Genomic DNA, 20,100 nt, shown 5'->3' on the forward strand with positions numbered 1-20,100 from the left:
CGGCTGCGCCTCGGGTTACGCTTGAGAGTCGCCCCCTGCCCGCTTCACGAAAGTCGCGTGATGTCCGAGTCGGTCTTCCCACAGCTCGAAGCTCTGCTCCCGCATGTGCAGAAGCCCATCCAGTACGTCGGCGGTGAGCTCAACTCCACCGTCAAGCCGTGGGATTCGTGTGACGTCCGCTGGGCGCTCATGTACCCGGACGCGTACGAGGTCGGGCTGCCCAACCAGGGCGTCATGATCCTGTACGAGGTGCTGAACGAGCGCGAGGGCGTGCTGGCGGAGCGCACGTACAGCGTGTGGCCCGACCTCGAAGAGCTGATGCGCGAGCACAAGGTGCCGCAGTTCACCGTGGACAGCCACCGCCCCGTGGGTGCCTTCGACGTGTTCGGCCTGTCCTTCTCCACGGAGCTGGGCTACACGAACATGCTCACGGCCCTGGACCTGGCGGGCATCCCGCTCGAGGCCAGGAACCGTACGGTCGACCACCCGATCGTCCTCGCGGGCGGCCACGCGGCCTTCAACCCCGAGCCGATCGCGGAATTCATCGACTGCGCGATCATCGGCGACGGCGAGCAGGCCGTTCTCGACATGACCGAGATCATCCGCACGTGGAAGGCCGAGGGCCGTCCGGGCGGGCGCGAGGAAGTCCTCTTCCGCCTGGCCAGGACCGGCCAGGTCTACGTGCCGGCCTTCTACGACGTCGACTACCTGCCCGACGGCCGCATCGCGCGCGTCGCCCCGAACAAGTCGGGCGTCCCGTACCGCGTGTCCAAGCACACGGTCATGGACCTCGACGAGTGGCCGTACCCCAAGCAGCCGCTGGTCCCGCTCGCCGAGACCGTCCACGAGCGGATGTCCGTCGAGATCTTCCGCGGCTGCACCCGCGGCTGCCGTTTCTGCCAGGCCGGCATGATCACGCGCCCCGTGCGGGAGCGAAGCATCACCGGCATCGGCGAGATGGTCGAGAAGGGTCTGAAGGCGACCGGCTTCGAAGAGGTCGGCCTCCTGTCGCTCTCCTCGGCGGACCACACCGAGATCGCGGACATCGCCAAGGGCCTCGCGGACCGCTACACGGACGACAAGGTGGGCCTGTCCCTGCCGTCGACCCGCGTGGACGCGTTCAACGTGGACCTGGCGAACGAGCTGACCCGCAACGGGCGGCGCTCCGGTCTGACCTTCGCCCCCGAGGGCGGCTCCGAGCGCATGCGCAAGGTCATCAACAAGATGGTCTCGGAAGAGGACCTGATCCGGACGGTGGCCACCGCGTACGGCAACGGCTGGCGCCAGGTGAAGCTGTACTTCATGGTCGGCCTGCCGACCGAGACCGACGAGGACGTCCTCCAGATCGGCGACATGGCGGTCAACGTCATCGCCAAGGGCCGCGAGGTCTCCGGACAGAACGACATCCGCTGCACGGTGTCCATCGGCGGGTTCGTGCCGAAGCCGCACACCCCGTTCCAGTGGGCGCCGCAGCTGTCGGCCGAGGAGACGGACGCCCGCCTGGGCAAGCTCCGCGACAAGCTCCGCGGCGACAAGAAGTACGGCCGCTCCATCGGCTTCCGCTACCACGACGGCAAGCCGGGCATCGTCGAGGGCCTCCTCTCGCGCGGCGACCGCCGCATCGGCGACGTGATCCGCGCCGTGTACGAGTCGGGCGGCCGCTTCGACGGCTGGCGCGAGCACTTCTCGTACGACCGCTGGATGGAGGCCGCGGAGAAGGCGCTGCCGGCGTACGGCGTGGACGTGGCCTGGTACACAACGCGTGAGCGTACGTACGAGGAGGTCCTGCCCTGGGACCACCTGGACTCCGGTCTCGACAAGGACTGGCTCTGGGAGGACTGGCAGGACGCCCTCGACGAAACAGAGGTCGAGGACTGCCGCTGGACCCCGTGCTTCGACTGCGGCGTGTGCCCGGAGCTCGGGACGAACATCCAGATCGGGCCGACGGGTCAGAAGCTGCTCCCGCTGTCGGTCGTGAAGTGACCCCCGGCTGACGCCGCGCGCGCCTCGAACATGCCCCTCACCGGGAACGGTGGGGGGCATATTCATTCGAGTGCCGGTTGAAGGTTTCTGCGGTGGCATCGCGTGGATATCCTTAGCGTGAGCGTGGAGCAATACTCCGCCCCAGCTGCCAGGAGGTGGCCGGTATGGCCAAGACCGTGATCGACATCAACGAGGAAGCGCTCGCGTTGGCCGCCGAGGTCCTCGGCACCACGACCAAGAAGGACACGGTCAACGCCGCGCTCGAAGAAATAGGAGCACGGCTGCGCCGCGAGCGTGCACTCGAAGCACTCATTGCGCTCGATGAGGACGGCGCCTTCGACAAGGGGCGGGAACCCGGCTTCAAGGAAGAGGTGCGGGGCTGATGGGGGAGCTGACCGAGGGCGCGTTCCTCATCGACACTTCCGCCGCCCACCGCATCACGCTCCCGGGGCCGTTCTCCACCTGGCGGCCGACGCTCGCCGCCGGACGCATCGGCATGTGCGCGGCGACGCAGGCCGAGGCACTGTACTCCGCCCGGTCGGCCGCCCAATACGTAGCGATGCGGCAGGCGTTCGCGGACCTCTACGTGTGGCAGGGGATCCCGGACGACGTGTGGGTCCGCGTCGGGGCCGCGCAGCAGGCCCTGGCCGAGGCCGGCTGCGTGCGCTCCGCGGGAGTGGTCGACCTCGTGGTCGCGGTCACTGCGGCGAGGCACCGCCTGACGGTGCTCCACTACGACCGGGATTTCGAGACTCTCGCCAAGCACATCGACCTCCGCACCCGGTGGCTGGCCGAGCCCGGGTCGGTCGACTGACCGGAGGGCTTCTGCCGCAACGGTCGGGGGGTTCTGGGTGTCCTTACGGGTATGGAACTTGAGAAGCCGCAGGACGGGGGGAGTGGCGAGGGCTGCCTCGTGGGGGTCGTCCGGATACCCGTCAAGATCGTGGCGCTGATCGTCGTACTGCCCGTACGGGTGGTTTGGGATCTGCTCGTCGCGTTCGGGCAGGCCGCTGCGCGCCATGTGCTGGGGCCCTTCTCCGTGTACGTCCTCCAGCCGGTGCTGCGCGGGATCGGCCGGGTGCTGACCGTGCTGCTCAAGCTGGTGTTCGTCTGGCCTTGGGTCGGGTTGTGGCGGTATCTGCTCCAGCCCGTGTACGCGCATCTCGTCGCTCCCGTCGGGCGGGCTCTGTACGCGTACCTCCTGCGCCCGCTCGGTGAGGCGCTGGCCTGGGCCGGGCGTGGCGGGATGCGGTATCTGCTCGCTCCGCTGGCCAAGGGTGTGATGTGGCTCGTGTGGGCGCTCTGCATGACCCTGTTCGTCTGGCCCTGGGTGGGGCTGTGGCGGTACGTGCTCGCGCCCGTCGGGCGGGGGCTGCTGTGGGTGGCCGGGGCGTTCTACCGGTACGTGCTCACCCCGGTCGGGCATGGACTGGCCGCGATCGGGTCCGTGGTCTACCGGTATCTGCTGCGGCCCGTGGGGGTCGGGGTGTACCGGTACGTACTCGTGCCCCTGTGGCAGGTGCTCGTCTGGGCCTGGCACGTCGCCGGGCGGATCGTGCGGGCCGTGTGGCGGGGAGTCCGGCTGGTCGGGTGGGTGCTCGTAGGCTGGCCCGTGTCGCAGGTGTACCGGCACGTGCTGACGCCGGTCGGACATGTCGTACGGGAGGTGTGGCGCACCGTCCGCGCCACCGTCCGCGAGGTCCGGGCCGATGTGCGAAGGGTGCTGTTCGGGGGCCCCGGCCGGGAACCGGCGAGGTCACGGGCGCGTAGTCTGGGTAGTACGAAAGCCGCAGGCAAAAACGCGCCCGCCCCCGAGATCTCCCTGCACGAACAGAAGCAGGGGTGAGCCGGAGGGCACGGTGTGGCCGGCAGGCTCACCAGACCTCAGGGCGACGCGCGAGCCGCGGAGCCCCGCACAAGGAGAAGAACCACTGGGCAAGCGACAGCCCGAAGGCCCACCCCCCGCACCGGTGGTGCAGCGCATCCGACTGCGCTACACCAAGCGCGGCCGCCTCCGGTTCACCAGCCACCGAGACTTCCAGCGCGCGTTCGAGCGGGCCCTGCGCCGCTCCGAGGTGCCCATGGCGTACTCGGCCGGTTTCACCCCGCACCCCCGCGTCTCGTACGCGAACGCCGCGCCGACCGGCACCGGCAGCGAGGCCGAGTACCTCGAGATCGCCCTCGCCGAGCCCCGCGACCCCGAGAAGCTCCGCGAGCTGCTCGACGAATCGATGCCGGTCGGGCTCGACATCATCGAGGCCGTCGAGGCCCGTACCTCCGGGCTCGCCGACCGGCTGACGGCCTCCGTGTGGGAGCTGCGGCTGGACGGCGTGGAGGTCGCCGACGCCGAGCGCGCGGTCGAGGCCTTCCTGGCCGCCGAGGCGGTCGAGGTGCAGCGCCGCACCAAGAACGGCATGCGCAGCTTCGACACCCGGGGCGCCGTAGTGAGCCTCGAGGCGGTTCCTACCCCGGCTGATAGGCCGCTGGACAATGCCTGTGCGATACTGCGGCTGGTTGTTCGGCATCTGACACCTGCCGTGCGACCCGACGACGTCCTGTCCGGTCTCCGAGCTGTGGCCGACCTGGCGCCGCCGGTCCCCGCAGCGGTGACCAGGCTGGCGCAGGGGCTCTTCGACGAGGAGTCCGGCACGGTGACCGACCCGCTCGCGCCCGACCGCGAGGCTGTCACGGCCGCCCCACCCACGGCCGCCGTAGCCGCCGACGCGAAGGCGCCGGAAGGTCCCGCCGCGTAGGGATCGTCGTCGTCGCGCAGCCCTGGCACTCGGGAGCCACCTGGGTCGGGCCGCGCACTCACCTGAAGACTTCCGCCAGGCCGTACGGACAAGACGTACGGAACCGGCGGCCATGGACTACAGCTCCCGTGTGGCGAACGCGCCCCGGAGGCCGGTTCCGCGCTGATCGCGCGGGGCCGTGCCGGACCGGAAGTCAGCCGCGGCGCCCGGGAGCGTGACGGGAGAACCGCCCGCATGCTCAACAACGAAACCAACAACACCACCGGTGGCGCCGACAGCGGCAGCCCGAGCGACAACCTGCCTCCGCGCAGGCGTCGCCGTGCCGCGTCGCGGCCCGCCGGCCCGCCCGGCGCGACCGCCACCCCGGCCGCCGAGGTGACCGAGGCCGCTCCGGCCGCCCCCGCCGCCGCCGTCGAGGAGGCCGCTCCGGCCGCCGCACCGGCCCGTACCCGCCGCCGCGCGACCCGCGCCGTGGCCGCCACCGAGACCCCTGCCGCCGAGGTCGCCCCGGCCGCCGAGGAGGCCGCTGCTCCCGCGCCGCGCGCTCGTCGCCGTGCGACCCGTGCCGTGGCCGCTCCGGAGGCTCCGGCTGCTGCCGAGGCCGTCGTGGAGGCTGCCGCCCCCGCTGCTCCGGTTGTCGAGGAGGCTGCGGCTCCCGCGCCGCGTGCCCGTCGTCGTGCGACCCGCGCTGTGGCCGCTCCGGAGGCTCCGGCTGCTGCCGAGGCCGTCGTGGAGGCTGCCGCCCCCGTCGCTCCGGTTGTCGAGGAGGCTGCGGCTCCCGCGCCGCGTGCCCGCCGCCGTGCCACCCGCGCCGTGGCCGCTCCGGAGGCTCCGGCCGCTGCCGAGGTCGTCGTAGAGGCTGCCGCCCCGGCCGCCCCGGCCGCTCCGGTTGCCGAGGAGGCTGCGGCTCCCGCGCCGCGTGCCCGCCGCCGTGCCACCCGCGCCGTCGCCGCTCCCGAGGCGCCCGCCGCCGAGGCCGTCGTGGAGGAGGCCGCTCCCAAGGCCACCGTCACCGTCGCCGACGCCGTGGACTCCCCGAAGCGCGGCGGCCGCCGCCGCGCCACCCGCTCCGCAGCGTCCGCCGCTCCGGCCGCCCAGGCCGCTCCGGTGGAGCCCGCCGCCGAGGAGGAGCCCGCCGCTCCGGCTCGTGGCCGCCGCGCCGCGCGCCCCGCCGTGGCCGTGTTCCAGGCTCCGGTCTTCGCCGAGCCGATGTTCCAGACCCCGGAGACCGCCGCCATGGCCGCCGCGGCCGCCGCCGCAGCCGGCGAGGCGGAAGAGGTCGAGGAGGAGGACGAGCTCGAGGCCGAGGCCGAAGCCGTCCAGGCCCCCGCCCCGCAGCCGGCCGGCCGTCGCCGCCGCCGTGGCCGCGGTGCGGTCGAGGCCGCCCCGGCCGCCGAATCCGCGCCGGTGTCGCTGGCCGACGTGGAGCGTGTCGAGGACGAGGCCGAGGCCGCCGAGCTCGACGAAGAGGCCGCCGAGTTCGAAGAGGGCGACGAGACGGGCGAGCGCCCGTCCCGCCGTCGCCGTCGTGGCGGCCGTCGCCGTCGCCGCGGCGAGGCCGCCGACCTGGACGAGTCCGCCGAGGACGAGGCCGAGGAGGCCGCCGAGCAGGAGGCGGAAGAGGAAGAGGCCGAAGAGGACGAGGAGACCGGCGCCCTGGGCTCCAGCTCCAGCCGTCGCCGCCGTCGCCGTCGCCGCCGCAGCGGTGAGCCCTCCGACGCCACGGCCGAGGGTGAAGCGGGCGAGGACGACGGCGTACGCACCGTCGTCAAGGTCCGCGAGCCGCGCCCGGCGCGCGAGAAGGCCGAGCCGTCCGACGAGGTGCAGTCCATCAAGGGCTCGACCCGTCTGGAGGCGAAGAAGCAGCGCCGCCGCGAGGGCCGCGAGCAGGGCCGCCGCCGCGTGCCGATCATCACCGAGGCCGAGTTCCTGGCCCGCCGTGAGGCCGTCGAGCGCGTGATGGTCGTCCGCCAGGCCGGCGAGCGCACCCAGATCGGCGTCCTCGAGGACAACGTGCTCGTCGAGCACTACGTCAACAAGGAAGAAGCCACCTCGTACGTCGGCAACGTCTACCTGGGCAAGGTCCAGAACGTGCTGCCGTCGATGGAGGCCGCCTTCATCGACATCGGCAAGGGCCGCAACGCCGTCCTGTACGCCGGCGAGGTCAACTTCGAAGCGCTCGGCATGGCCAACGGGCCGCGCCGCATCGAGTCCGCCCTCAAGTCCGGCCAGTCGGTCCTGGTGCAGGTCACCAAGGACCCGATCGGCCACAAGGGCGCCCGCCTGACCAGCCAGGTCTCGCTGCCCGGCCGCTACCTGGTCTACGTGCCCGAGGGCTCGATGACCGGTATCAGCCGCAAGCTGCCCGACACCGAGCGCGCGCGCCTGAAGACCATCCTCAAGAAGATCGTCCCCGAGGACGCGGGCGTCATCGTGCGCACCGCCGCCGAGGGTGCGAGCGAGGACGAGCTGCGCCGCGACGTCGAGCGTCTGCAGGCCCAGTGGGAGGACATCCAGAAGAAGTCGAAGCAGATCTCGACCTCTTCGCCGAGCCTCCTGTACGGCGAGCCGGACATGACCGTCCGCGTCGTGCGCGACATCTTCAACGAGGACTTCTCGAAGGTCATCGTCAGCGGTGACAGCGCCTGGGAGACCATCCACGGCTACGTGAACCACGTGGCCCCGGACCTGGCCGACCGGCTGTCGCGCTGGACCTCCGAGGTGGACGTCTTCGCGACGTACCGGATCGACGAGCAGCTCGCCAAGGCGCTCGACCGCAAGGTGTGGCTGCCCTCGGGCGGTTCCCTCGTGATCGACAAGACCGAGGCGATGATCGTCATCGACGTCAACACCGGCAAGTTCACCGGTCAGGGCGGCAACCTCGAAGAGACCGTCACCAGGAACAACCTGGAGGCGGCCGAGGAGATCGTGCGCCAGCTGCGGCTGCGCGACCTCGGCGGCATCGTCGTCATCGACTTCATCGACATGGTCCTGGAGTCGAACCGCGACCTGGTCCTGCGGCGCATGCTGGAGTGCCTGGGCCGCGACCGTACGAAGCACCAGGTCGCCGAGGTGACCTCGCTGGGTCTGGTCCAGATGACCCGCAAGCGGGTGGGCCAGGGCCTGCTGGAGTCCTTCTCCGAGACCTGTGTCCACTGCAACGGGCGCGGTGTGATCGTGCACATGGAGACGCCGACCGCGATCGGCGGCGGTGGCAACGGCAAGCGCGCGAAGCGCCGCGGCGGCCGCGGCCACGAGCACGACCACGAGATCGAGGGCGCTGCGACCGTCGAGCACGAGGCGCTCGAAGCCGAGACCGAGGCCGAGGTGGCCGCCGAGCTCGCGGCGCCGGTGGCGCTGCCCGAGCCGGCGTTCGTCGCGGACGAGGAGCTCTACGGCAGCCCGGCGGAGGCGGAGGCCGCGGCCGGCCTGAGCGGCCGTCGCAACCGCCGCCGTGCCACCCGCAAGGCGACCGCTCCGGCGGGTGCCCCGCGCGGTGCGGCAGCCCAGGCGGCTCCGGCCGTCCCGGCTCCGGCCCCCGTGGCCGAGGCCGAGCCCGTCGCCGCCCCGGTGGCGGAGCCGGTGGCCGAGCCGGTGACCGAGGCGGCCGACACGGTGCTCGAGCCGGTCTCCGAGGTCGTCGCCGAGGCCGTGGAGGCCGACGGGACGGTCGAGGCCGCGCCCAAGGGCCGCACGCGTCGCCGTGCCACCCGTAAGGCCACCGCCCCGGCGGGTGCCCCGGCTGCGGCCGAGGCCGCCCCGGAGCCCGAGCCGGTCGTCGAGGCCGCCCCCGAGCCCGTCGTGGAGGCGGAGCCCGAGCCCGTCGCCGAGGCGCCGGTCGAGGAGGCCCCCGTGGCGGAGGCCGCACCGGCCCGTCCGCGTCGGCGTGCCACCCGTAAGGCCACCGCACCCGCCGGTTCCCCGGCAGGCGCGGCGGAGGCTGCCGTACTGGTCGTCGAGACCCCCGCCGCCGAGCCCGAGGCCGCCCCGGCCCCGGCCGAGGCAGCGGAGGCCGCAGAGGCCGAGGAGGCCGCCCCGGCGGCCAAGAAGGCGGTCCGCAAGACGGCCGCCAAGAAGGCCCCGGCGAAGAAGGCCACCGCCGCCAAGAAGGCGACGGCCGCCAAGAAGACCGTCGCGAAGAAGGCGACGGCCAAGAAGACCGTGGCGAAGCGGGCGACGAAGAAGACCGCGGCGGCCGAGCAGCAGTCGCAGCCGTCCGTCTCGGCTCCGACCGAAGCCTGATCCGCTGCACGGCCGTGGGCCCCGCCGAGAGGCGGGGCCCACGGCCGCACGGGGCCCGGTTTGACCCTCCGGAACCGGCCCCGTAACCTAGACCGTCGGCATGTCCTAGATGGTTTACGTCTAGTGCGCGTCGCGCTCCTGAGCACCTTCCTCCGGCCGGGCACCGCCCGCAGGAGAGGCCGCTCGTCCAATCCGGATCCGTACGGGCCCCAGGCCCGTCTGAGCGGCTGGCTTCAGGAGCATCCGTCCCGAGTGAGAGAGAGATCCGCGTGTACGCCATCGTGCGCAGCGGTGGTCGCCAGCACAAGGTTGCTGTTGGTGACATCGTTGAGGTTGACAAGATTTCCACTGCCAAGGTTGGCGACACGGTCGAGCTCTCGACCCTGCTCGTTGTCGACGGCGACGCCGTGACCAGCGACCCGTGGGTGCTGGCCGGGATCAAGGTCCAGGCCGAGATCGTGGACCACCACAAGGGCGCCAAGATCGACATCCTGCGCTACAAGAACAAGACCGGCTACCGCCGTCGCCAGGGTCACCGCCAGCAGTACACGGCGATCAAGGTCACCGGTATCCCCACGGCTGCGAAGTAAGAGGGACTGAGACATGGCACACAAGAAGGGCGCATCGTCCACCCGGAACGGGCGCGACTCCAATGCCCAGCGGCTCGGCGTGAAGCGCTTCGGCGGTCAGGTCGTTTCCGCTGGTGAGATCCTCGTCCGCCAGCGCGGCACCCACTTCCACCCGGGTTCGGGTGTCGGTCGTGGTGGCGACGACACGCTGTTCGCGCTGCAGGCCGGTTCGGTCCAGTTCGGCACGCACCGTGGCCGCAAGGTCGTCAACATCGTTCCGGCCGCCTGATCCAGCTTCTGCTGATCAGCGGTACGTAACTTCCCGAGGGCGGATCTCAACTCTTTCCGGCGCAAGCCGGGAAGAGAGGTCCGCCCTCGGCGCGTTGGCACATAGGAACGCTTAGGCACGTTTAATGGGCAGCAAGGCCTGCCCGGGACATTCCCGTATGTATCTGGAGGAACAACCATGACCACCTTCGTGGACCGCGTCGAGCTGCATGTCGCCGCGGGTAACGGGGGCCACGGCTGCGCCTCCGTTCACCGGGAGAAGTTCAAGCCGCTCGGCGGCCCCGACGGCGGCAACGGCGGCCGTGGCGGCGACGTCATCCTGGTGGTGGAGCAGGCGATCACCACCCTGCTGGACTACCACCACAGCCCGCACCGCAAGGCCACCAACGGCCAGCCCGGCGCCGGCGACAACCGCTCCGGCAAGGACGGCCAGGACCTGATCCTGCCCGTGCCGGACGGCACCGTCGTCCTCGACAAGGAGGGCAACGTCCTCGCCGACCTGGTCGGCCAGGGCACCACCTTCATCGCGGGCCAGGGCGGCCGCGGCGGCCTCGGCAACGCCGCGCTGTCCTCCGCCCGCCGCAAGGCCCCCGGCTTCGCGCTCCTCGGCGTCCCCGGCACCGCCGGCGACATCGTTCTGGAGCTCAAGACCGTCGCCGACGTGGCGCTGGTCGGCTTCCCGAGCGCCGGCAAGTCCTCGCTGATCTCGGTGCTCTCCTCTGCCAAGCCGAAGATCGCGGACTACCCCTTCACCACCCTCGTCCCGAACCTGGGCGTCGTCACCGCGGGCTCGACGGTCTACACGATCGCCGATGTCCCGGGCCTGATCCCCGGCGCCAGCCAGGGCAAGGGCCTCGGCCTTGAGTTCCTGCGCCACGTCGAGCGCTGCTCGGTGCTCGTGCACGTGCTGGACACCGCCACCCTGGAGTCCGACCGTGACCCGATCGCCGACCTCGACGTCATCGAGGAGGAGCTCAAGCTCTATGGCGGCGGCCTGGAGAAGCGCCCGCGCCTCGTCGTCCTGAACAAGGTCGACATCCCGGACGGCCAAGAGCTCGCCGACATGGTCCGCCCCGACCTGGAGGCGCGCGGCTACAAGGTCTTCGAGGTCTCGGCGGTCGCCCGTACGGGCCTCAAGGAGCTCTCCTACTTCCTCGCCGAGGTCATCGCCAAGGCCCGCGCCCGCAAGCCGAAGGAGGAGGCGACCCGTATCGTCATCCGCCCGAAGGCCGTGGACGACTCCGGGTTCACCATCACCTACGACGAGGTCGAGGACGTCTACAAGGTGCGCGGCGAGAAGCCGGAGCGCTGGGTCCGCCAGACCGACTTCAACAACGACGAGGCCGTGGGCTACCTGGCCGACCGCCTCAACCGCCTCGGTGTCGAGGACGCGCTGAAGAAGGCCGGTGCCCGTGCCGGTGACGGCGTCGCCATCGGCTCCGACGAGAACGCGGTCGTCTTCGACTGGGAGCCGACCATGATGGCCGGCGCCGAGATGCTGGGCCGCCGCGGTGAGGACCACCGCCTGGAGGCTCCGCGTCCGGCCACCACCCGCCGCAAGGAGAAGGAAGCCAAGCGCGGGGACTCGGTGCAGCAGGAGTACGACGAATTCCGGCCCTTCTGATCTGCTGGTTTGCCGTTTTTGTGCCCCGGACGGCGGAGTTGAAGTGATGTTTACCCCGGTCGCCTAGGATCCACTGGGTGAGCAGCACCAACACTCCCAGCGTTTCCGTCGTGGTGATCGCGTACAACGACGCCGTGCTCGTGGGCGAGGCCGTGGCTTCGGCTCTCGCCCAGGGCCCGGTGGTCGCCGAGGTGATCGCCGTGAACGACGCCTCGTCCGACGGCACCGCGCGGGTGCTCGACGAGCTGGCCGCCGCCCATCCCCGCCTCGAGGTCGTGCACCGCACGGAGAACAGCGGCGGATGCGGTACCCCGCGCAACGACGGGATCGCGCGTGCGACCTCGCCGTACGTCCTCTTCCTCGACAGCGACGACGTCCTGCCCCCGGGGGCGGCCGACGCCCTCGTACGGGCCGCCGAGGAGCACCGCGCGCCGGTGACCGTCGGCGCGTGCGTACGCCGTGAGCTGCCGCAGTACCACGACGTGCCCTGGATGCCCGGGCTGTACACCGCGGGCGATGTGATCGAGCGGCCCGCGGACCGGCCCGAGCTGGTCCGCGACACCCTCTGCGTCAACAAGCTGTACGACCGGTCCTTCCTGGAAAAGCATGCGATCCGCTTTCCCGACGGCCGGTTCGTCTACGAGGACTTCGTCTTCACCGCGCGCGTGCTGGCCGCCGCGCCCCGCATCGCCGTCATCGGCGACCTCGTCTACGTCTGGCACGTGCGCCGCAGTGCCGCCCAGGTGTCGATCTCCCTGGACCGCAAGGACGTCGGCAACTGGCGCTCCCGGATCGAGGCCCACCGCACGGCCTGCCGGATCATCACCGGCTCCTCCCCGCAGCTGGGCCTCGCCTGCCAGGTGAAGTTCCTGGAGTACGACCTGCGCATGTACCTGCGCGAGCTCGGCAAGGACCCCGAGTACCAGGCCGCCTGGTGGACGCTGACCCGCGACTACCTCGCCGGGTTCGACGAGGCCGCGATCGAGGCCGCCGGGGCGCACGCCCGCTGGATCGTCCGGCTGCTGCTGGCGACCCCGGCCCCGCCCGCCGACGTGGAGCGGCTCACCCGCTTCGCCGCCGAGCCGCCGCGGCTGCTGCCCCCGTACGCGACCGGCCCGGGCGGGCTGCCCGTGTGGAGCGAGGAGCTCCCGGTGGTCCTGGACGGGCTGGCCGGGCTGCCGGTCGCCGATCTGCCCGTCAGCATCGACGCCGAACCGGTCGGCGCGGGCCGGCTCCGGATCCGGGTGCGCGACCTGTACGGGCGCCTCGCCGAGGCCGGACCCCGCACCGCCCGGCTGCGCTTCGTACCGCGCTCGGGCGGGGAGCCCGTCCTCGACCGGCCCGTGGAGCTGCGCCCCGCCGCCGACGGTGACGGCTGGACCGCCGCGCTGCCGTTCCGGCTCACCGGCGTGGCCGCCGCCGGGCGCCGCCAGGGTCGCCGCGGCATGCAGGCGTGGGGCGTCCAGGTGGGCGTGGAGTTCGCCGACGGGAGCTCCCTGGTCACCTCCCCGCGCCCCCTCGACGACCTCCTCCACCGCCGGGCGCTGCCCAGCAGCAGGTACGGTGTTCTGCTGGCGCAGCCGTTCCGCACGGGTGGAGGCTCGCTGGCCCTGCGGCTCGCGCCGGGTGCCGCGGGCGCGCTGAGCCTCGTACGCAACCGTCTCCACCGGGCCCGGGCAGGCCGCGGATCGGAGTGAAGACAGGCGGCGATCGCAAGGTCGCCCGAGATTTCGGACAGGACCCCGGACCGGTCCGGGGACCCCAGGGAGATACGCATGACTTTTCTGATCACTGGTGGCGCCGGCTACATCGGCTCCCACGTCGTCCGCGCGATGCTCGCCGCAGGTGAGAAGGTCGTCGTCTTCGACGACCTCTCCACGGGCAACGAGGACCGCGTCCCGGAGGGCGTCCCGCTGGTGATCGGCTCGGTCCTGGACCGGCTGAACCTGGACGAGACCCTCCGGCGCTACAAGATCACCGGTGTGGTGCACCTGGCGGGCAAGAAGCAGGTCGGCGAGTCCGTCGAGAAGCCGCTGTTCTACTACCACGAGAACGTGGAGGGCCTTCAGGTCCTGCTGGGCGCGGTGGCCGCGGCCGGCGTCCGCAACTTCCTGTTCTCCTCCTCCGCCTCCGTGTACGGCATGCCCGACGTGGAGCTCGTCACGGAGGAGACCCCGTGCGCGCCGCTGAGCCCGTACGGCGAGACGAAGCTGGCCGGTGAGTGGCTGGTCCGCGCGGCGGGCAAGGCGCACGGCATCTCCACCGCCTGCCTGCGCTACTTCAACGTGGCGGGCGCGGCCGCCCCCGAGCTCGCGGACACCGGGGTCTACAACCTGGTCCCGATGGTCTTCGAGCGCTTCGACAAGGGTGAGGGCGCCCGTATCTTCGGCGACGACTACGCGACCCCGGACGGCACCTGCATCCGCGACTACATCCACGTCGAGGACCTCGCCGAGGCCCACGTGGTGGCGGCCCGCAAGCTCGTCGAGTGGGGCGCGACCGGGGACTACAAGGACCTCACCGTCAACATCGGCCGCGGCGAGGGCGTCTCCGTACGGGAGATGGCGCAGCTGCTGAACGAGGGCACCGGGCACACCTACGAGCCCGTCGTCGTCCCGCGGCGCCCCGGTGACCCGGCGAAGGTCGTGGCCTCGGCCGACAAGATCGCCGCGGAGCTGGGCTGGAAGGCCAAGCACGATGTCCGCGAGATGATCACCTCGGCCTGGGCGGGCTGGGAGGCCAACCGCAAGGGCGAACTGCCGCACGTCGCGCGCTGAGCCCGCACGCCGCAGCGAACGACGCGAAGCCGCCCGCCCCGGATGCGTTCCGGGGCGGGCGGCTTCGTGCTGCGTACGCGGGCTCAGCGCTCCAGGGCTCAGCGCTCCAAGGCTCAGCGCTCCAAGAACGTGAAGAGCTCTTCCCAGCGGTCGGTGATCTCGGCGCTGGAGTAGCGCTGCACACTGCGGAAGGCGTTGTCGCCGAGCCGGTCGCGCAGCTCGCGGTCCGACATCAGCACGTCGAGGTGCCCGGCCAGCTCCATCGTGTTGCCCAGCCGGGCCAGCAGCCCGTCCTCGCCGTGCTCGACGATCTCCCGTACGCCCGGCGCGCAGTCGAAGGCGGCGACGGGCAGGCCCGTCGCCATCGCCTCCAGCAGGGTGATCGGGAAGCCCTCGGCCCGCGAGGCCTGCGCGAAGACCGAGGCCCCGCGCAGCGCGCCCAGCACGTCGTCGGTGCTGCCCATCCACTGGACGGAGGTCTCCAGCCCCAGTGCGGTCGCGTGCGCCTGCAGCGCCGGCTCCTCCACGCCCGCTCCGTAGATCCGCAGGACCCAGTCGGGGTGCTGCGGGGCGGCTTCCGCCCACGCGTCGAGCAGCAGGTCCACGCCCTTCTCGAAGGCGAGGCGGCCGACGCTGGCGACGACCTTCTCCGTGCGGGGGGCGGGGGAGTCCGGCATGAACGGCAGCGGGTTCGGCATGCTGCCCACGTTCTCCATGCCGGCCCGGATCCACAGGTCCGCGTCCTCGGGGGTCAGCACCAGCAGCCGGTCGACCTCGGGGTAGTACCGGCGGACCCGCTCGCCGCGGGTGGACTTCTGGCTGGCCTCGAACGACTCGTGGCTCATGCCGATGACGCCGAGCCCCTTGGTGTCGGCGAGCGCCACCCACTCCATCGCCCAGACCTGCGTGACGATCACGACGGCCCCGGGGCGGGCCGCACGGAACAGCTCGTTCAGCGTCTCCGCCTTGGCCCGCATCTTCGCCCGCCGGGCCGCCTGGCGGCGCCGCTCGGGGGCGTTCAGCCGGCCCTTGATCCCGCGCAGGCGGCGGGCCTTCGGCGGGTGGGCGTCGTACAGGGTGGTCATCGCGTACGGCAGGTCCTGCGGCAGCTTCTGCCGGATCTCCTCGGCGACCGGGGCGATGCCGACGATGTGCACCCGGTGACCGCGGTCGGTGAACAGCCGGGCCATCTGGTGCGACCAGGTCGTCACGCCGCCGAGCTCGTCGACGCTGTTGGACACGATGAAGACGTCACGGCTGCCAGACTGTTCGTCGCGCGCGCCGGACTCGGCGGTCTGCTGGCTCACTTGCCGCTCCTGGTGAAGAACTTCTCGACGATCTGGCGGGCCGCGTCCCCGCGGTCGTACTCGCCGAACTCGGTGAGGAAGCGCTGCCGCGCCTCCGCGTACTTGGCGTCCGCCTCGTCGAAGGCGGCGAGGGCCTGGAGGAGTTCGTCGGCCGTGGCCACCACCGGGCCGGGGGCCTTCTCCTTCAGGTCGAAGTACGTGCCGCGGATGTCGGTCGCGTACTTCTCGTAGTCGTACGCGAAGAACAGCATCGGCCGGTCCAGCACCGAATAGTCGAACATCACGGACGAGTAGTCGGTGATCAGCCCGTCGGCGAGCGCCAGCAGCGGGGTGATGTCGTGGTGCCGGGACACGTCGACGACCCGGCCCGCGACCGACGGCGGCAGCGAGACGCTGTTGAGGTAGTGGGTGCGCACCAGCAGCGTGAAACGGTCGCCGAGCCGCTCGGCGAACTCCTCCACGTCGAAGGGGAACTCGAAGCCCTCCACCGCGCCGTCCGCGTTCGCCCGGAAGGTCGGCGCGTACAGCAGCACCTTCTTCCCGGGGTCGATGCCCAGCTCGGCGGCGAGCGGCCCGCGCACCCGCTCCCCGCTCTGCGCCTCGGCCCGCTGCGCCTCGACCAGGGCGTCGTTGCGCGGGTAGCCCGTGCGCAGCAGCACCTCGTCGCGCAGCCGGAAGCCCTTGGCGAGGGTGCGGGTGTCGTGCTCGGAGCGGATCAGGAAGTGGTCGAAGCGGTTGACGGCCGCCTGGAAGCGGTCCTGGCCGGCCTTGCCCTGCGCCTTGGTGCGGGGCTCGTGGAAGCCCATGCGCTTGAGCGCGGAGCCGTGCCAGGTCTGGATGTACGTGGTTCCCTCGCGCTTGGTCAGGGCGAGGGGGAAGCCCTGGTTGTCGACCCAGAACTCGGCCTGCGCCAGCGCGCGCAGGTACGGCCAGCTCCAGCGGCGCACCAGGGTGGCCTCCTTGGGGAAGCCGGTGGGCTTGCCGCCCGCGTACGACCAGATCGCCTCGAACGGGACGCCCTGGCGGACCATCTCCTCGTAGATCGCCTTCGGGCTGTCGCTGTACTGCTTGCCCATGTGGCTCTCGAAGACGACCGTGCCCTTCTTGATGGGCAGCTTCGAGAAGACCTCGTGGTAGACCTTCACCTTCTGCTCGCCCGAGCCGAGGTTGCGGCGGGCCCGCAGGGCCTTGCGCAGGCCCCGCTTGACCACGCCGGCGGCCTTGCCGTGCATCGCGCTGCCGATCAGCGTCTGGGTGCGGACGGCGGCGGCGCCCTCGGCGGTCAGGACGTAGGAGAGGTTCCCCTTCTTGGTCACCTCCGGCTCGAAGCGGTCGGAGACCAGCCGGGTCAGCCGCGGGCGCACGCGCAGGCGGGCCGCCGACTCCATGTCGACTCCGCCGACGGAGACGCGGGTGGTGAGGCGCTCGCCGCCGGCGGTCAGCTTCAGTCGGACGTCCCAGACGGCGTCGATGATGCCGAGGGGGCGGACGGTGCCGGCGATGTCGGCCGTGGCGGTCCACTCGATCGTGTCACCGGCGTGGCGCACGGTTGCCACCGGGAAGCTGAAAGAGCGCACGCCGATCTGCCGGCGGGCCCGGAACTCCAGCGTGGCCCCCAGTTCCGCTTCCGGGCTGATCCGGCCCAGCGGGTTCACCACGGCGCCCGAGAGCGTGACGGTGCCGCGCCCGTCGTCCTCGTACGAGGTGAGCCGGTTGCCCAGCGCGAGGGAGGTGAGCGGGGTGGTGTGGAAGCCCTGCTCGGTGACGTCCAGTATCCGGCGGGCCTCGGCGGCCTCGGCGCCGTCGGGGTCGTCGATGTGCTGCGCGCACCAGTAGACGCGCCCGTCGCGCTCCGCGAGCGGCGAGGACAGCCGGCCCTTGTTGGTCATGGCGTCGGCGGCCGGGAGCAGGTTGTCCCAGTCCTCCTTGCCCAGCAGGTAGGCGCAGATCGCCTGGAGGTACGTGACGTGCTCGTACGCCGCCGGGTCGATGCCGGCCAGGTAGCCGTTGGCGAGGCGGGCGAACTCCTGGCGGTACGCATCGCCCAGCAGGGGCAGGTCGCGCAGGTGCAGCACCAGGTCGTGCTTGAGGAACTTGGCGTCCTTCGCGGACTTGATGTCCGTGTGGCCCTTGGCGGCCAGCAGCTCGTCGACGCGGCGGTGGATCTCCATCCGGTGGACGAAGTTCGCGATCTCGTGGCGCCGGTTGCTGATCGATTTCGCCGAGGCCTTCTCGACCACGTTCCAGTAGTAGACGTGGTTCGGGATCAGCGTGATGCGGCGGGCGGCGACGTAGGCCTGCGCGGAGAACAGCAGGTCCTCGTAGTGGATGCCGACCGGGAACTCCAGGCCCTGCTCCAGCAGGAACGCGCGCCGGTAGCACTTGTTCGTGGAGAGCGTGTCGTAGACCAGCAGGTCGGGGTCCTCGGTGATCGACTCCAGCGTGCGGGTGCGGGAGTAGATCCAGGGGTACCACTCGGTGGTCTTGCCCCACCGGTTGTCGAGGTGCACGCGCACGCACATGCCGGAGACCAGGTCGGAGCCGGTCCGCTCGGCCGCGGCCAGCATGTTCCGGCAGGCGTTTCGCTCCAGCACGTCGTCACTGTCCAGGAACATGACGTACGTGCCGGTGGCCTGCTGGATGCCATGGTTGCGCGGGGCGCCGCAGCCTCCGCTGTTCTCGGGCAGCCGGAAGGCGCGCACCCTCCCCGGGTGCGCAGCTTCGAGCTCCTGGGCGATCGCGTACGACCGGTCCTTGCTGCAGTCGTCGACGATCACGACTTCGACCCCGTGCAGGGTCTGGTCCAAAACCGACTGGACTGCTGTCGGCAGACGCTCTGCGTCGTTGTAGACGATGACGACCACGGAGACGTCAGGCACGTGCACCTCGATCCCTTCGTTCCATTCCGCTTAACCCGTCAAAGCTACCCTGTGCCGCGCTCGGATCCGGCAGGCCGACCCTCGACGTGCATACTTCTAAGGAAGAGGTGTGCGGCGGGTCCGGTCGCCGGCAATCACCCGTTCGGACCCAGCAGGAAGTGTTCATGACGAAGCTGTCCGTAGTCGTCCCTTGCTACAACGAAGAAGCCGTGATCGACAGCTTCGACGTGGAGATCCGCAGGGTCCTGGACTCCCTGCCCGTCGAGTACGAGGTCTGCTACGTCGACGACGGCAGCCGCGACGGGACCCTCGCCAAGCTCCGCAAGATCGCCGCCGAACACGGTGACCGCACCCGGTACGTCTCCTTCAGCCGCAACTTCGGCAAGGAGGCCGGCATGCTCGCCGGTCTGCGCGAGGCCACCGGCGACGCCGTCGTGATCATGGACGCCGATCTCCAGCACCCGCCGGAGCTCATCGCCACCATGCTCGACTACTACCGGCAGGGCCACGACCAGATCATCGCCCGCCGCACCCGCGAGGGCGACAAGAAGGTCCGCTCCGCGCTCAGCCGCCTCTACTACCGGGGCGTCAACCGCTGGGTGGACGTGGAGCTCACCGACGGCGTCGGGGACTTCCGTCTGCTGTCCCGGCCGGCCGTGGACGCGCTGCTGTCGCTGCCGGAGTACAACCGCTTCTCCAAGGGCCTCTTCTCCTGGATCGGCTTCGACACCGTCCACTTCGACTACCGCAACGCCCAGCGCGAGGCCGGCGAGACGAAGTGGAAGTTCGGCTCCCTGCTGAACTACGCCATGGACGGGCTGATCTCCTTCAACAACCGGCCGCTGCGCATCGGCATCTGGGCCGGCGTGTCCCTGGTGGCGCTGACCGCCCTGTACGCCGTGTACATCGCGGTCATGGCCATGACCCACGGGGTCGACGCACCCGGTTACGTCACCCTCGTGGCGATCATCGTCGGCATCGGCGGCGTTCAGATGATCATGCTGGGTCTGATCGGCGAGTACATCGGCCGCATCTACTACGAGACCAAGCGCCGCCCGCACTTCCTGGTCAAGGAGGCGCACGGCGCGGACGCGCAGGCCCGGCCCGACACCACCCGGGTCCAGCCGGAACGCGAACGCGGCGGCCTGTCCGCCGCGCGCCTCACGGTCTCCGCCGAGCGCGAGGTGCGCTGAACCATGCGAACCCAGCTGGGCCAGATCCTCCGCTTCGGCCTCGTCGGCGCGGTCAACACCGGCACCTTCTTCGCCATCTACCTGCTCCTGCACCCGTGGATGCCGTACTTCCTCGCCTACACCCTCGCCTTCCTGCTGGCGATGGTCGGCTCGTTCTTCATGAACACCTACTTCACCTACCGGACCAAGCCCACCTGGAAGAAGTTCCTCCTCTTCCCCCTGACGAACGTCACGAACTACGTGATCCAGTCCGCCGGGCTCTACGCCCTGGTGACCTGGGCCGGGCTCGACACCCGGATCGCCCCGCTCGTCGCCGCCGTCGTGGCGATCCCGTTCACGTACCTGCTGTCCCGCAAGATCCTGGTCCCGGGCGCGGCAGCCGCGGCCGAGAACCCGGAGCCGGCCCGCAGCGGGTCCGCGGGCTGAGTCCACCGTCTGAAACCCCTGAGCGGCCGCTCCGGGGCACCCCGTAGATTGAGGTGGCA

General features: G+C 71.2%; 15 protein-coding genes. 13 read left to right on the top strand and 2 right to left on the bottom strand.

The window, feature by feature from the left end; genetic code table 11:
- Positions 1-57 precede the first annotated feature (57 nt).
- From OHT74_RS25565 to galE, 11 genes are all read left to right on the top strand, one after another.
- On the top strand, positions 58-1,983 hold the full coding sequence (locus OHT74_RS25565) for a TIGR03960 family B12-binding radical SAM protein (protein ID WP_328621508.1): 1,926 nt from the start codon (positions 58-60) through the stop codon (positions 1,981-1,983).
- A 164-nt stretch (positions 1,984-2,147) separates the two neighbouring features.
- The gene (locus OHT74_RS25570; protein WP_266667087.1) at positions 2,148-2,366 is read left to right on the top strand and encodes a type II toxin-antitoxin system VapB family antitoxin; all 219 of its coding nucleotides are present in this window, start codon (positions 2,148-2,150) and stop codon (positions 2,364-2,366) included.
- Positions 2,366-2,797: a PIN domain-containing protein gene (locus tag OHT74_RS25575; RefSeq protein WP_328621509.1), complete on the top strand. Its 432-nt coding sequence runs from the start codon at positions 2,366-2,368 to the stop codon at positions 2,795-2,797. Before OHT74_RS25570 ends, OHT74_RS25575 begins: the two co-directional genes overlap by 1 nt.
- A 51-nt stretch (positions 2,798-2,848) precedes the next feature.
- Positions 2,849-3,829 carry a hypothetical protein gene (locus OHT74_RS25580; RefSeq protein WP_328621510.1) on the top strand — a complete coding sequence of 327 codons (981 nt, stop codon included), beginning with the start codon at positions 2,849-2,851 and terminating at the stop codon, positions 3,827-3,829.
- A gap of 127 nt (positions 3,830-3,956) precedes the next feature.
- Positions 3,957-4,736: a TIGR03936 family radical SAM-associated protein gene (locus OHT74_RS25585; protein WP_266673049.1), complete on the top strand. Its 780-nt coding sequence runs from the start codon at positions 3,957-3,959 to the stop codon at positions 4,734-4,736.
- Positions 4,737-4,970: 234 nt separating this feature from the next.
- Positions 4,971-8,978 (top strand): Rne/Rng family ribonuclease, encoded by a 4,008-nt coding sequence (locus tag OHT74_RS25590; RefSeq protein WP_328621511.1) that lies wholly within the window; start codon positions 4,971-4,973, stop codon positions 8,976-8,978.
- A 269-nt stretch (positions 8,979-9,247) separates the two neighbouring features.
- The gene (rplU, locus tag OHT74_RS25595; RefSeq protein ID WP_030159347.1) at positions 9,248-9,568 is read left to right on the top strand and encodes a 50S ribosomal protein L21; all 321 of its coding nucleotides are present in this window, start codon (positions 9,248-9,250) and stop codon (positions 9,566-9,568) included.
- Between the two features lie 13 nt (positions 9,569-9,581).
- Positions 9,582-9,836, top strand: a complete 255-nt coding sequence (gene rpmA / locus OHT74_RS25600) for a 50S ribosomal protein L27 (protein ID WP_030840805.1) — start codon at positions 9,582-9,584, stop codon at positions 9,834-9,836.
- Positions 9,837-10,013: 177 nt separating this feature from the next.
- Positions 10,014-11,459, top strand: coding sequence for a GTPase ObgE (gene obgE / locus OHT74_RS25605; protein ID WP_266994436.1), 1,446 nt, complete (start codon positions 10,014-10,016; stop codon positions 11,457-11,459).
- A gap of 77 nt (positions 11,460-11,536) precedes the next feature.
- Entirely contained in the window at positions 11,537-13,156 is a 1,620-nt protein-coding gene (locus OHT74_RS25610; protein WP_328621512.1) for a glycosyltransferase family 2 protein, read from the top strand.
- Between the two features lie 78 nt (positions 13,157-13,234).
- Positions 13,235-14,236, top strand: a complete 1,002-nt coding sequence (gene galE / locus OHT74_RS25615) for a UDP-glucose 4-epimerase GalE (protein ID WP_266667099.1) — start codon at positions 13,235-13,237, stop codon at positions 14,234-14,236.
- Between the two features lie 113 nt (positions 14,237-14,349).
- Here the strand turns inward: galE and OHT74_RS25620 are convergent, their stop codons facing one another.
- Together OHT74_RS25620 and OHT74_RS25625 are read right to left on the bottom strand one after the other, a co-directional pair.
- On the bottom strand, positions 14,350-15,543 hold the full coding sequence (locus OHT74_RS25620; RefSeq protein ID WP_266667101.1) for a glycosyltransferase: 1,194 nt from the start codon (positions 15,541-15,543) through the stop codon (positions 14,350-14,352).
- Positions 15,540-18,428, bottom strand: a complete 2,889-nt coding sequence (locus OHT74_RS25625) for a bifunctional glycosyltransferase/CDP-glycerol:glycerophosphate glycerophosphotransferase (protein WP_328621513.1) — start codon at positions 18,426-18,428, stop codon at positions 15,540-15,542. The genes OHT74_RS25620 and OHT74_RS25625 overlap by 4 nt, the downstream gene beginning before the upstream one ends.
- A 158-nt stretch (positions 18,429-18,586) precedes the next feature.
- Between OHT74_RS25625 and OHT74_RS25630 the strand changes: the two genes are divergently transcribed.
- Positions 18,587-19,615, top strand: coding sequence for a glycosyltransferase family 2 protein (locus OHT74_RS25630; protein WP_266994431.1), 1,029 nt, complete (start codon positions 18,587-18,589; stop codon positions 19,613-19,615).
- A 3-nt stretch (positions 19,616-19,618) separates the two neighbouring features.
- Entirely contained in the window at positions 19,619-20,041 is a 423-nt protein-coding gene (locus OHT74_RS25635; protein ID WP_266667107.1) for a GtrA family protein, read from the top strand.
- Positions 20,042-20,100 lie beyond the last annotated feature (59 nt).

Origin of the sequence: Streptomyces sp. NBC_00354 (genome assembly GCF_036106915.1) — a bacterium.
Lineage (GTDB): Bacteria > Actinomycetota > Actinomycetes > Streptomycetales > Streptomycetaceae > Streptomyces.

Coding starts and splice junctions, on each gene's coding strand:
- OHT74_RS25570 (WP_266667087.1), top strand. CDS start 2,148: ATGGCCAAGACCGTGATCGACATCAACGAGGAAGCGCTCGCGTTGGCC.
- OHT74_RS25575 (WP_328621509.1), top strand. CDS start 2,366: ATGGGGGAGCTGACCGAGGGCGCGTTCCTCATCGACACTTCCGCCGCC.
- OHT74_RS25580 (WP_328621510.1), top strand. CDS start 2,849: ATGGAACTTGAGAAGCCGCAGGACGGGGGGAGTGGCGAGGGCTGCCTC.
- OHT74_RS25590 (WP_328621511.1), top strand. CDS start 4,971: ATGCTCAACAACGAAACCAACAACACCACCGGTGGCGCCGACAGCGGC.
- rpmA (WP_030840805.1), top strand. CDS start 9,582: ATGGCACACAAGAAGGGCGCATCGTCCACCCGGAACGGGCGCGACTCC.
- obgE (WP_266994436.1), top strand. CDS start 10,014: ATGACCACCTTCGTGGACCGCGTCGAGCTGCATGTCGCCGCGGGTAAC.
- galE (WP_266667099.1), top strand. CDS start 13,235: ATGACTTTTCTGATCACTGGTGGCGCCGGCTACATCGGCTCCCACGTC.
- OHT74_RS25630 (WP_266994431.1), top strand. CDS start 18,587: ATGACGAAGCTGTCCGTAGTCGTCCCTTGCTACAACGAAGAAGCCGTG.
- OHT74_RS25635 (WP_266667107.1), top strand. CDS start 19,619: ATGCGAACCCAGCTGGGCCAGATCCTCCGCTTCGGCCTCGTCGGCGCG.